We start from the raw sequence: 13061 nt of genomic DNA, 5'->3' as shown, positions 1-13061 counted from the left end.
TGATGAAACTTATCATTAAGATAGGAATTAAAAGTTTCACAAATAAATTTTACATAAGGAGTACAAATATGGAAAAAATTCTTGTTCTCGGACATAAAAATCCGGATACAGACTCGATCTGTTCGGCAATCGCTTATGCAAATTTAAAATCTGCGATTGGATTAAATGCTGAGCCTGTCCGTCTTGGCGAAATTAATGGAGAGACTAAATATGCATTAGATTATTTTCAAGTCAACGTACCTCGTTTAGTAGAAAAAGTAGCCGCTGAAACAAGCCAGGTTATTTTGGTTGACCATAACGAGCGTCAACAAAGCGCCGATGATATTGATCAAGTTCGAATTCTTGAGGTAATTGACCATCATCGTATTGCCAATTTCCAAACAAGCGATCCACTTTTTTATCGTGCTGAGCCAGTTGGCTGTACAACCACGATTTTAAACAAGCTGTATAAAGAACATGGTGTTGAAATTAAGAAAGAAATCGCCGGATTAATGCTTTCAGCCATTATCTCCGACTCTTTATTATTCAAATCACCAACATGTACAGAGCAAGATATCGCTGCTGCACGTGAATTAGCTGAAATTGCCGGTGTTGACCCAGAAAAATACGGCTTGGAAATGCTAAAGGCTGGCGCTGATCTTAGCGACAAAACAGTTGAACAGTTAATTTCTCTAGATGCAAAAGGCTTTGACATGGGCAATTATAAAGTCATGGTTGCTCAAGTGAATGCTGTCGATACAGATGATGTTCTTAACAATAAAAAAGAGATTGAAGCAGCTATTACAAAGACTATTGCAGACCAAAACCTTGATTTATTCTTCTTTGTTGTGACAGATATTTTAACAAATGATTCCGTTGGTCTTGCACTTGGAAAGATGACCAATGCAGTTGAAACAGCTTTTAATGTAAAACTAGACAATAACACAGCTGTTTTAAAAGGCGTTGTATCCCGTAAAAAACAAATCGTACCAGTATTAACTGATACATTAAAAGCTCTTTAATAAAAAAGAAGCATGGAAAATTCCATGCTTCTTTTTTGTCCAATTCATTAAACATAAATGTTATCCTTCACGTACATAATCATGGCAACTTCATCACAGTTATGCAGCTTTGGGCAAGTGATACAGTCCTTCCATACTTTTTGCGGCATATTATCCTTTACCGTTACTTCAAACCCGCATTTTTGAAAAAATTCAACTTGATACGTAAGTGAAATCAACTTCTCAATTCGTAATCGTTTTGTTTCCTCGATTATTTTTTCCACGAGCATTTTCCCAATACCCATCTTTAATGCAGATGTATCAACAACAAGTGAACGAATCTCCGCTAATTCCTTATCTAAAATGGTTATACTTGCGGACCCTACGACCTCTCCATCCTTCTCTGCAACAAAGATTGAAAAAATATTTTGATAGAGTGATTCTTTCGTTCTTGGCAGTAGTATCTCTTTTTCTGAATAAATATTGATTAACTCATGTAATCTATCAATATCTGAAATTTTTGCTCTTCTGATTTCAACCATTGTTGTCCTCACCTTTATCGAATTATCTTTAATGTTTATTATCATACTTTATTTTCAGAAAAAGTCAATAAATAATCACAAAATTGTATAATTATAAGCCATTTTATTTTACTGCCTAACTTTTTGTGCATGAAAAAAGCAGCTAAGTTAAATTCCTTAGCTGCTTTTCACACAAATTATTTATTACTCATCAAATACTTCAACTTTTTCCATTACATCACCATTTTTCATAGAAAGTACGGTATCCATTCCAGATGTTACTTTTCCGAAAACAGTATGTACTCCGTTTAAATGCGGCTGTGGCTCATGAACGATGAAAAATTGGCTGCCGCCAGTATCTCTTCCTGCATGTGCCATTGATAATGAACCTACTTCATGTTTATGTGGATTACCTTCTGTTTCACATTTGATTGTGTAACCAGGGCCGCCCATACCAGTTCCTGTTGGGTCTCCCCCTTGCGAAACAAACCCAGGGATTACGCGGTGAAATATTACCCCATTATAAAAACCGCTGTTAGCCAATTTTTCAAAATTTTCTACAGTACCGGGTGCTTCATTTGGGAATAAATCAAATTCAATTTTTTCCCCATTTTGCATTTGTATGTATCCTTTTTTAGCCATTCGTATCCAACTCCTTATTAATTAGTGAAACAAAATAATCATAACATTATTTACATCATTACACAAAGATAAGGGAACAGTCGAAGAGTCTTTATTTAGCAGCAAAAAAATTCGCTAATTCCACAATCATTGCACCCATTCGTTCATGCTCCGGTACAACGATTCGTTCAATGCCCACTTCACGTAATGCTTCAGCCGTCACTTTACCAACTGCTGTTGCAACTGTTTTATCCTTAAAAGCAGTGATAAGCTTACTTCCAATTCCCTTTTCTTGCGCAAGGTTGAATAGTGAATGTACTTGAATGGCGGTTGTAAAACATACAGCATCAACTTTGTCATTTAAAATTTCCTGGCACAAAGTTTCAACGGTATCCTGTAATGGCGGAATATGCTGATAAGGCAGGAGTTGGGCTGTTACAGCGCCTTTTGCTGCTAAAAAACTCATTAATGCTGGAGCCTTTTCACCATGAAGCTGAACAACCACTTTTTTCCCCGTTAAATCTATATTCTCTAACTGACGAATAAGCCCCTGTGTCGTACCATCGTCATCGGAAGCTTCACAGTTCAATTCAAATTTCTTTATCGCAGCAGCTGATTTATAGCCTCTGGTGGCTATCTTTGCCTTTTGAAGTTGTTTAATGTAAGCCTCTTTTAATCCTAACCTCTCTGCAAGATCAAGTAATGTTTGGAAGCCAATACCTGTTGTGAAGATAACCCAGTCAGCACCTGTTTTAACAAAATTCTCTAAATCATGCTTCACTTCCTCATCTGCCTTAAATACGGTTCCCTGCAGCGAGCGCACGGTAGCGGTTCCTCCCTGCTTCTCGATTAGTGTTGTCATTTCCTCTGTTTTGCGCGATGCTCCAAGCACGATAAGTTTTCCTGCTAATGCATTACCCAATAGAATCACCCTTTTCCATTATTCATCCAATTTTTATTTTTACATATATTGATTGTTTTTGATAGATTATCTAGTGAACTTTCTGTCATGATAATTAAAAAGCCTCGGTTCACGACTGAATCCGAGGCTTGAACTAGATCTTATTTTAATGATGATGATCATGGTGAAGCCGGTCTTTTACAGGGTTTGTAATGACAAATCCTTCATCAGGAACATAGTAATATTGGATCCATACACCGTCTAAATACTCTTCTCTAGTATCCAGCAATATATCTATATCCTTATCGGTTTTCACTACTTCATCATATTCTGTTCGTTCATCAAATCGAAGATCATAATGTGCGTGATCTCCATGCATATGGGTTATGTAAACACGGATCATTTTCCCTGTTTCCCCTTCATTCGCTATCATTTCCTTTAATACTTTAGCTGCATGGCGATTGATTTTACATTTCATATTCCACTGACTCCCATCACAAAGAATAAAGATATAATCTCATTCTTCCTAAAAAATTGCAAATAACTGGAGCCTGTCGAAGTTAATTTACTTCTTTCACTTTTAGGCTTTCTAAAATAGTAAAAAGCTCATCTAATTGCTTAATCTCATAGTCTGGGATCACTTCATTGCGTTCTTTATTCGTGCGGTTGATCCAAACTGATTTAATGCCTGCACGCGTTGCACCTAATATATCCGTCATTAAATTATCCCCAACCATAAGGACTTCATCCTTTTGAAGTTCAAGCAATGATAGAGCATGCTCAAAAATAGATGGATCAGGTTTTCCTCTTCCAAAAGCACCTGAGATGACAATCTGATCAAAATAAGGAACAAGTTCAGGTGTTATGGTAAGCTTTGTTTGCTGCAGGTCAGGTGAACCATTTGTTAATAATAATAACTTATACTTTCCTTTTAGTTGATCTAAAACAGAAAAACTATCTTCGTAAACAAATGGTTTACGGCGTCTTTCTTCTGGAAAACGTTCAGCTAAAAGGGCAGCAAATTCATCATCTTTAATACCATGCCGTCCCAGGCCTTTTTTCCATGATTCTTTTCGATAACCTGGTACAATTTCTTTCATTTTACGAAATTGATCATCATCATCGAGAAAATTCCCCCATAAACCTTCAAATGGATTTATCCCAATCATTTGTGTGAATGCATAGGTTTCATAGCTTGCATACAGGTTTCTTGCTTCTTCCCGAACAGACTCTTCAAGTTTTTCAGGGTCTACTTGGTATTTATCTGCCGCCACTTGACAGGTAGCAGTAAAAGCTTCTTTCACACTTCGTTGATCCCATAGAAGCGTATCGTCAAGATCAAAAAAAATTGCTTTAATCATTCAGGTTTTCCTCTCCCCATTGAAAAAATCAGTCTATTTATTTACAGCTTTCTGCTCAACTTCTACTACCCAACCAAATGGATCGGGTTCTTTTCCAAGTTGAATATCTGTTAATGTATTATATAATTTCATCGATAGCTCGCCTGTTTGGCCGCCATTCACAATTACTTTTTCATTATTCCAGTATAACTCACCAACTGGTGAAATCACCGCTGCCGTTCCAGTTCCAAATACCTCTTCTAACACGCCGTCTTTATAAGCTTGATATACTTCATCAATGGAGATTCTTTTTTCAACGACCGGTACATTCCAGTGTTTTAATAAATGGATGATCGAATCTCTAGTAATACCAGGTAAAATACTTCCATTTAATTTCGGTGTTACGACTTCACCATTGATTTTGAAGAATATATTCATACTTCCTACTTCTTCAACATATTTTTTTTCTACTCCATCAAGCCATAATACCTGTGAATATCCATTCTCTTCAGCTACTTCCTGTGCCTTTAAGCTGGATGCATAGTTGCCGGCAGTTTTAGCTTGACCTGTTCCTCCGGCCACCGCACGCACATATTTACTTTCCACAGCAATTTTAACCGGGTGAATTCCTTCTTCATAATAGGAACCTACAGGAGATAAAATGATCATAAATTTATATTGATGGGCAGGATGTACACCTAGTGCCGGCTCTGTTGAAATAATAAATGGACGAATATATAAAGAAGTCCCTTCAGCCTTTGGTATCCAATCACGATCAATATTGATAAGCTCTTTCAGTGCCTGTAAGGCTAATTCTTCATCAATTTTAGGAATACATAACCGGTCATTGGATTGATTTAGTCTTTGCATATTTCTTTCAGGTCTAAACAGCAGCACTTTTCCTTCAGCAGAGTAATATGCTTTTAAACCCTCGAATACAGTTTGTCCATAATGAAAAATCATCGCGGATGGTTCAATTGTAATTTGTTGATAAGGGATAATCCGTGCATCATGCCAGCCTTTGTCTGATGAATAATCCATCACAAACATATGATCAGTAAAAACCTTACCGAATACAAGATTATTGACATCAGGTTTTTGTTTTTTATTTGTGGTTAGGGTGATACTAATTTTTTCGTTTGACATGATTTTCGTCTCCAATCTAAATATAAAACTAAATATGAAAAATCTGATAGTAATACTTTATCACAAAATATTAAATTTTAAAGATAAATTATTTTGAAAAATGTCTATTTTATCATTTTTTATCGAATATCAAGATCACATTTTTAAGGTTCAATATAATTTTCAATCAGATCTTTCAATTGTCTGCCTTTTTCTTCGGCATAATTCAATCCTTGGTTAAGTCTTTGTTTCCACTTTGGAGCTTCTTCACTAAAGGTTTCTTTCCATTTATCTGTTTGATCTTTAAGCATCTGCTTATAGTCTTCCTTTTCCTCTGACTGTTGAGCCCGTACAGAATCTGTCGTAAATTCACTTGATTCTATATATGGTTTTATACTCTCCATTATAGTTTTAAAAATCGGTACCACTGTTTCAGAGCTGCTGGTTGATAAATAATGCTCCCTGTCTGTTTGATCATAACCAAGCCAGACGGAACCAACTATATTGGGTGTGTAACCGACAAACCATTGATCTTTTGTTCCATTTATATCATTATAAGGAAGCTGCGTAGAACCTGTTTTACCGGCAAGCGGCATTCCAGGAATCTTAGCGCCTTTACCTGTCCCAGACTCGACAACACCAAGTAGCATCGATGTCATCTCCTTGGCGATTTTTTTCGATGTCACTCTTGTTGATTCTTTTTTGTACTCAGCAATCTCATTACCTGTTGGCCCAATAATTTTCGTAATGAAATGGGCATCCTCTCTTACCCCTTCATTGGCAAAAACGGTATATGCTTCAGCAAGCTGCAAGGGAGAAATCCCTTTACTCATTCCCCCTAATGCAATCCCAAGGTAATGATCTTCTTTTTCAAGCGGAATACCGAATTTTTCTAAGGAAGCAATTCCTTTTTCTAAGCCTATTTCATTTAACAGCCACACAGTCGGGACATTTAATGATTGTTCTACAGCCTCGTACATCGGGACTTCACCTTGGAACGTATGCGAGAAATTCTCTGGTGCATAATCCCCAATTTGCAATGGTTCATCTTTTAGAATCGATGTCGGTTCATATCCCGCTTCAAGTGCAGGAGTATAGACAGCGAGCGGTTTCAATGTAGATCCCGGCTGAGCTTTCATATGCGTAACCCGGTTGAAGCCACGGAAAACATAATCTCCTCTGCCCCCGACAAGGCCGAGAACACCTCCCGATTCAGGATTCAAAAGCACCGATCCACTTTGAACAAGCGTTCCTCCTTTTCCAGCAGGGAACACGGAATCATGACTATACACTTTTTCTAACACGGATTGGATATTTTGATCCATTTCGGTATAAATGCGATAACCCCTTGTCATAATTTCTTCCTGTGTAAGACCATATTTAGAAATCGCTTCATCTAACACTGCATCAACATAATACGGATAGTCACGCTTGATATAGCTGCCACCGCCGTCTTCTAAAATAATTTTTTCATTCTTTGCCGAATCATATTCTGCAGCTGTAATCATCCCAAGCTCCTTCATACTATGAAGGACTACATCTCTTCTTTCCATTGCACGATCGTAATGACGATATGGATTAAGAGCAGATGGCGATTGCAGCAATCCGGCCAGCATAGCAGCCTCGCTTATTGTGACCGTGCTGATATCCTTGTTAAAGTACTTCTTTGCTGCTTGATCGATGCCCCACGACCCGCTTCCAAAAAATACTTGATTTAAATACATACTCAAAATTTCATCTTTTGAATAATTTTTTTCAATTTCAACAGCCAAGAATAACTCTTCAATCTTCCGGCGATAGGTTTGTTCTGGAGATAAAAGAGCATTTTTGGCTAGTTGTTGTGTAATGGTACTACCGCCGCCAGTTATACTGCCTGCAAAAAGGTTGTTAAAGAACGCCCTTGCCATACCTTTTAAATCGAAGCCATTATGTTCTTTGAACCGCCGATCTTCAATTGCAATCACTGCATTTGGAATATATTCCGGCAGATTCTTTACATTAATTCCCTCCGTTCGATTCGTATCAACCTTTGTTGCTACGTCCCCATCTTTATCATATATGACGGTTGTTTGTGTTAACCCTTCCCGAAGAGACTGAACATTGGCCTGTGAGGCCGTAAAAGCAAAAAAGAGAATCGTCAATAATACGAATGTGAGCCCGCTTAATAAAAGAATTTGTGTTAAGTGCTTCTTCCTCCAAAAATTCCTGATTACTTCCAATATCCGTTTTAGCATGTTGATCACAGGAGGACTTAAACGATGCCAAACTTTTTTGATTACATTCCATATAGGTTGAAATCTTTCCATTTCTTCTCCTCTAATCTTTTTAAAAGGTTTATCCTTATTATTTACTAATATTAGCTTATATTAAATAGAATTGAAAAGATTAACACACAGTAAGCTTACTTATGATTCATAATCGAATCAATGTAAGATATATCTAATTTTTGATATTTTCAGATTTATTTTTAAAAAACAGTTTCTTTTTCTGATGGTTTCAGATATACTGTATTATAACAACAGGAAAGTTGAAAAATCTGTATTATAAAAGGAGATGGTAAAATGCAAGTAAAAACGAAAAAAATCTGTCCTGAATGCGGTCAATCAGTGAACGAACAAATTGAATCACATTTAATGGAATGTGATCGATGCCTCGCAAAGAAATCAGAATAACCAATACTTCAAATATTATCTCCTCCGCAGACTATTTATTAATCGTAGACATAGGAAAAAGCCCTCCTGTTAAGGAGGGCTTTGCTATTAACACCTTTGGAGACCCAACCATTGTCATCAGCTGATATGCGAACACTTTTTCAAATATAGCCTGCGCTCATTCACTATAATTCTAGCTTTTCAGCCAATGTGTGTTTGTTTCGCTATCACTAGTTTGACTATTGTGTTATCGACTCTCCTGATCGATAAAGGGTTTTTCAAGGGTAGTGGGATTCTAATCATATACCTAAGTGAAATAATGATTTCACTTTTATGAGTATGATGATTATTGGGTTTAGAGTTTATTATTAGCGTATAATTCATGAAACTCGTCGTTACTCTTAACTGCTATCACATTGCTATAACCCTTAATATTTATTTTTCAGTCAGTGCTAGTGACTGGGTTAAGTTCTTTTGCATAGTGTTATAACTAGTGCCTGATACTTTTAAGCTATTGCAATCGGTTAAACTGTGCTTGTAACTTTTATAAGTTGTTGGCATCTTTGCTATAACTACGTGCTTGCAACTGTTTAAGCTACTGAATATTAGTTATCACTTCGTGCGTTTAACTTTTAAAGCCGGCATTTTGTTATAACCGTTTGCTCCAGAACATTTTAAGTTCTTGCAGTTCTAACTTTTTGCTCAAAACCTTTTAAGCTTTATGCATTTTGCCATAACTATTATTTGTAACTTTTTGAGCTACTTACATTTTGCCATAACCTAATGCTATTTTAACTTTTACAGTTATTGCATTTGTTTAACTGGTGTTTAATAACTATTAAGTCTGTTGCAGTTTTCATTACCAATGGATAGTTTCCAAAGGTTTTTCAAGCTATTCTCGTTCCAATTTTATAGGCTTAATTTTATACTCTATTCCGTTTGAACTCCCCCTTGTATTTAATTTTTTGAAAGCTCCCTTTTACCTTTACAAGTAAGCCATTATTCACTTTTGCTTGCTTAGAATAACTTTTTACCGTTCAAGTGAAAGGATATAGTTTTTTCATTTCTTTAACGAAACGAACACTATATGGTTGAGCCTCCGAAGGTGTTAAATCCTTTTTCTGTAAAAGTTTTATTTATCTTTTCTACACCTTTATTATAGCTTATAATCATTAATTGTAAACGCTTAAATTGTGAATTTTCTGTGAATAATGTTTTTTACAATAAGTTTTAAATAAACACCAAAAAGGCGTTTTAAACCGATCAGAAAAAGAAAACTACACTTAAGAAGTGTAGTTTAAATTTTAGGCAGCTCCCGAATCTCCATTGTCATTTCATGACCACATAAAGGACATTTTAAATCGTCGGATGCAAAATCCTTTCTCATCCAGCCGTTACAGGCAGAATCACTGCAGGAATATACTTCCACATCCTCCATTATATTTTCCAATTTATCCTCTTGACCTTTTCTGTTAAAAAAAATCGGAATCGCCCCCTAGTTTTTGTGAAAGTCCATTTCACATAGATAAGAATGGAACTAACCATTTTAGGATACCACCATGCTGTTACATGGGTGAAAAATCATTTAATCATTATTAGTATGATCAAATTGAAAAAATTTAACAGGGAATCTAAAAAATTTACAGCGAATGGATAATGATGGCTCGTTTGTCATACAAATATTTATCAAACTGGTTTAATTAGTTTTCAGAACATTCTCTTTCTTATTATTATAACATGATTTATAGAAAAATGATGTTAATCATAAAGTTTATTCTAATTAAGGAATTGTTCCTATGCTCCCTGTCAAAATTGTTCGTTATTTTGCGAATAATCACTCATGTTCACATTTTATCCATATGATTATCCATAATTTTTATATATCTTAAACATGGGGGAGGGAATAATGTGAAAAGGATTTATATTCTAAGTGCTATCATTGTTATTATTGGAATTACTGCAGGCATTTCATTTTTTGTCATACGAGATATATCTGCCAAAGTGCCTGATGACATCTCCCTGATTACCATGCATGGTGAAGAGTATACTTTTGCAGAATCAGAAAAGAGACTTAAATTAGTTGAATTTATGTACACGCATTGTCCGGATATATGTCCAACAACTACCTTAAAAATGAATATGCTAAAGAAGGATTTAGAAAAAGCAGGCGTATACGGTAAAAATATTCAATTCCTAACCATTACCATTGATCCTTATAGAGATACACCAAATAAAATGATGACATATATGGACACATTTGATATTGAGGATGATGGTAATTGGCTCTTATTAACAGGTGATCGGAATAATATCAAAAAAGACCAGCAGGAAATACAGGAATTAGCTAATACGTTCCAGTTCCAATACAGGGACCCTGGTGATGGTTTTTATGTTCATAGTACATTTGTTTTTTTAATTGATGAAAATAATAAATTTATAAAGAAATTTCCTATGGGCGAGGATTTTAACAAGGATGAGATTTTTAATAAAATCATGGCTGAAATCTAGTAAAAAGAACAAAAAAATGGACTGAAAGTGAAAGTAAAATGGGCAAGAATGCCGGCATTCTTGCCTGTAACTTTCAAATAAACTTTAGTACCGTAAGATTTCGCTTTCTTTTTCCGTCCTGATGAAGCGATTTGTCTCCTATTTCCCGCGGTAAATCCGTTTTGTCAGGTAAATACAATGAAATTTTGGAACGCGGCTCTGAAAAACTAATTTGTATCCCAGACTTCCTTAGCCGATTCACTAAATCAATTAGCTGTTTGCTAGGCATACTAAAAACTCCTTTATTAATCTCTTTGAACTTATTGTACATGGTAAATATTAATAAAATATGAATGAATAATGATAAAAGGATGACAATCGCTGTTCCATACTATAAAAATACGAGTTTCCCTCACTGTTTTCCTGCAATAATTTAAAATTTTCATAAAATTTACTACTTTATTCCTTATTTATCACTATGACAGACTTCAAAACCTCCATCTTTTTTTCCACGAAACCTGCCTAAACAGCTTGATCTACCTATATATATTCATGAAAGATGTTCTTCCCCAATAAAAATGGTATAATCGTTTCATATTGTGTTTTGGAGGAATCTATGTAAATGATTACTGTAAGTAACGTAGGTCTTCGTTATGGAGATCGTAAATTATTTGAAGATGTAAATATTAAATTCACCCCGGGAAATTGTTATGGATTAATCGGTGCAAACGGCGCAGGAAAATCAACATTTCTGAAAATTTTATCCGGCGATCTTGAGCCGCAATCAGGATCAGTTCAGCTTGGTCCTGGTGAACGTTTAGCTGTATTAAAACAAAACCATTTTGAATATGAAGAAGAAGAAGTATTAAAAGTCGTTATTATGGGCCACAGCCGCCTTTATGAAGTGATGCAGGAAAAAGACGCTATCTATATGAAGGCGGACTTCACTGACGAAGATGGTATGAGAGCAGCTGAGCTTGAAGGTGAATTTGCTGAATTAAATGGTTGGGAGGCAGAGTCAGATGCAGCCATTCTATTGAAAGGACTTGGAATTGACGAAGAGCTCCATCATAAAAAAATGGCTGATATTTCTGGAGCTGAAAAAGTAAAAGTATTACTTGCACAAGCTTTGTTTGGAAAACCGGATGTTCTCTTACTTGATGAGCCGACCAACCATCTCGATATTAAGGCCATTCAGTGGCTTGAAGAATTCCTCATCAACTTTGAAAATACTGTTATCGTTGTTTCCCATGACCGTCATTTCTTAAATAAAGTCTGTACCCACATTGCTGACCTTGACTTTGGGAAAATTCAAATTTATGTAGGAAATTATGACTTCTGGTATGAATCAAGTCAATTGGCATTAAAAATGGCACAAGATGCCAATAAGAAAAAAGAAGAAAAAATTAAAGAACTACAAAATTTCATTGCCCGCTTTAGTGCGAACGCGTCTAAGTCCAAACAAGCAACATCACGGAAAAAATTGCTTGATAAAATTACCTTAGATGATATTAGACCATCTTCACGCCGCTATCCATATGTCGGCTTCACACCAGATCGTGAAATTGGAAATGATTTATTACGAGTAGAAGGAATTACAAAAACGATTGATGGTGTAAAGGTATTAGATAATATCAGTTTTATCATGAATAAAGATGACAAAATTGCTTTGGTTGGAACAAGCGAAACCGCAAAAACCACTTTATTCAAAATATTAATGGGAGAAATGGAAGCAGACAGCGGCACCTTTAAATGGGGAGTGACTACCTCACAAGCCTATTTTCCTAAAGATAACTCCCGTTACTTTGAAAACAGCGACTTAAATCTTGTTGAATGGCTGCGTCAATTTTCTCCACAAGATGAAAGCGAGAGCTTTTTAAGAGGATTCCTAGGAAGAATGCTATTTTCAGGTGAAGAAGTCTTGAAAAAAGCAAGTGTTCTTTCGGGTGGAGAAAAGGTTCGCTGTATGCTTTCAAAAATGATGTTAAGCGGATCTAATGTATTATTATTAGATGAACCAACAAACCATCTAGATCTTGAATCAATCACTGCTCTAAACAATGGGCTCATAGCATTTAAAGGTTCTCTCATTTTTTCATCACATGACCATCAATTTATTCAGACGATCGCTAATCGCATTATTGAGATTACACCAAACGGCATCGTTGATAAACAAATGACATATGATGAATATTTAGATGACAGCGAACTACAAAAACAAATTTCATCAATGTACCAAAATTAATAAACTTTCACATAAAAAAACGCAAAGGGTGCTCCCTTTGCGTTTCTTTATGATTGTTTTGTCTTTTTTCGTGCAGAGGATAATTCCCGCATACCTGTTTCCTCTGTTGTAGTACCTTGCCCCTCGACGCGGGATGAACTAAGTCCTGTTTTGGATGGATCTTGTTTACGTTTTCCCATATCAAACACCT

At 35.8% G+C, this 13061-nt stretch carries 14 protein-coding genes; 4 read left to right on the top strand and 10 right to left on the bottom strand.

All coding sequences use genetic code 11. The features are described from left to right. The first annotated feature begins 68 nt into the window (after positions 1-68). Complete coding sequence (locus R4Z09_RS10180) at positions 69-1001, top strand: manganese-dependent inorganic pyrophosphatase (RefSeq protein ID WP_338452211.1); 933 nt, start codon at positions 69-71, stop codon at positions 999-1001. Between the two features lie 47 nt (positions 1002-1048). On the opposite strand, the gene R4Z09_RS10175 is transcribed toward R4Z09_RS10180, so the two are convergent. The 7 genes from R4Z09_RS10175 to R4Z09_RS10145 all read right to left on the bottom strand — a co-directional run bounded on the left by R4Z09_RS10175 (position 1049) and on the right by R4Z09_RS10145 (position 7722). Beyond that, on the bottom strand, positions 1049-1522 hold the full coding sequence (locus R4Z09_RS10175) for an N-acetyltransferase (protein WP_338452210.1): 474 nt from the start codon (positions 1520-1522) through the stop codon (positions 1049-1051). 183 nt (positions 1523-1705) lie between these two features. Further along, a complete protein-coding gene (locus R4Z09_RS10170; RefSeq protein ID WP_338452209.1) occupies positions 1706-2143 on the bottom strand; it encodes a peptidylprolyl isomerase in 438 nt (145 codons plus the stop codon). A gap of 91 nt (positions 2144-2234) precedes the next feature. Next, positions 2235-3044 carry a uroporphyrinogen-III synthase gene (locus R4Z09_RS10165; RefSeq protein ID WP_338452208.1) on the bottom strand — a complete coding sequence of 270 codons (810 nt, stop codon included), beginning with the start codon at positions 3042-3044 and terminating at the stop codon, positions 2235-2237. A gap of 145 nt (positions 3045-3189) precedes the next feature. Continuing rightward, positions 3190-3501, bottom strand: coding sequence for an iron-sulfur cluster assembly accessory protein (locus R4Z09_RS10160; protein ID WP_338452207.1), 312 nt, complete (start codon positions 3499-3501; stop codon positions 3190-3192). An 82-nt stretch (positions 3502-3583) separates the two neighbouring features. Next, on the bottom strand, positions 3584-4384 hold the full coding sequence (locus R4Z09_RS10155) for an HAD family hydrolase (RefSeq protein WP_338452206.1): 801 nt from the start codon (positions 4382-4384) through the stop codon (positions 3584-3586). A gap of 33 nt (positions 4385-4417) precedes the next feature. Continuing rightward, a complete protein-coding gene (locus tag R4Z09_RS10150) occupies positions 4418-5509 on the bottom strand; it encodes a branched-chain amino acid aminotransferase (protein ID WP_338452205.1) in 1092 nt (363 codons plus the stop codon). Between the two features lie 143 nt (positions 5510-5652). Further along, positions 5653-7722 (bottom strand): PBP1A family penicillin-binding protein, encoded by a 2070-nt coding sequence (locus tag R4Z09_RS10145; RefSeq protein WP_338453242.1) that lies wholly within the window; start codon positions 7720-7722, stop codon positions 5653-5655. 327 nt (positions 7723-8049) lie between these two features. On the opposite strand from R4Z09_RS10145, the gene yhfH reads away from it, so the two are divergent. Next, positions 8050-8160 (top strand): protein YhfH, encoded by a 111-nt coding sequence (gene yhfH / locus R4Z09_RS10140; protein ID WP_338452204.1) that lies wholly within the window; start codon positions 8050-8052, stop codon positions 8158-8160. A 1276-nt stretch (positions 8161-9436) separates the two neighbouring features. Here yhfH and R4Z09_RS10135 read toward each other — a convergent pair. Then, on the bottom strand, positions 9437-9622 hold the full coding sequence (locus R4Z09_RS10135) for a cold-inducible protein YdjO-related protein (protein WP_338453241.1): 186 nt from the start codon (positions 9620-9622) through the stop codon (positions 9437-9439). Between the two features lie 425 nt (positions 9623-10047). Between R4Z09_RS10135 and R4Z09_RS10130 the strand changes: the two genes are divergently transcribed. Beyond that, positions 10048-10647: an SCO family protein gene (locus R4Z09_RS10130; RefSeq protein WP_338452203.1), complete on the top strand. Its 600-nt coding sequence runs from the start codon at positions 10048-10050 to the stop codon at positions 10645-10647. A 73-nt stretch (positions 10648-10720) separates the two neighbouring features. On the opposite strand, the gene R4Z09_RS10125 is transcribed toward R4Z09_RS10130, so the two are convergent. Then, positions 10721-10915: a hypothetical protein gene (locus R4Z09_RS10125; RefSeq protein ID WP_338452202.1), complete on the bottom strand. Its 195-nt coding sequence runs from the start codon at positions 10913-10915 to the stop codon at positions 10721-10723. A 333-nt stretch (positions 10916-11248) separates the two neighbouring features. Between R4Z09_RS10125 and R4Z09_RS10120 the strand changes: the two genes are divergently transcribed. Beyond that, positions 11249-12871 (top strand): ABC-F family ATP-binding cassette domain-containing protein, encoded by a 1623-nt coding sequence (locus tag R4Z09_RS10120; RefSeq protein ID WP_338452201.1) that lies wholly within the window; start codon positions 11249-11251, stop codon positions 12869-12871. Positions 12872-12918: 47 nt separating this feature from the next. Here R4Z09_RS10120 and R4Z09_RS10115 read toward each other — a convergent pair whose 3' ends face one another. Beyond that, a complete protein-coding gene (locus R4Z09_RS10115) occupies positions 12919-13050 on the bottom strand; it encodes a YuzL family protein (RefSeq protein WP_338452200.1) in 132 nt (43 codons plus the stop codon). Positions 13051-13061: the final 11 nt, after the last annotated feature.

Origin of the sequence: Niallia oryzisoli, from assembly GCF_036670025.1 — a bacterium.
GTDB lineage: Bacteria > Bacillota > Bacilli > Bacillales > Cytobacillaceae > Bacillus_BD > Bacillus_BD oryzisoli.
This window is presented reverse-complemented; position numbering and strand designations above follow the sequence as displayed.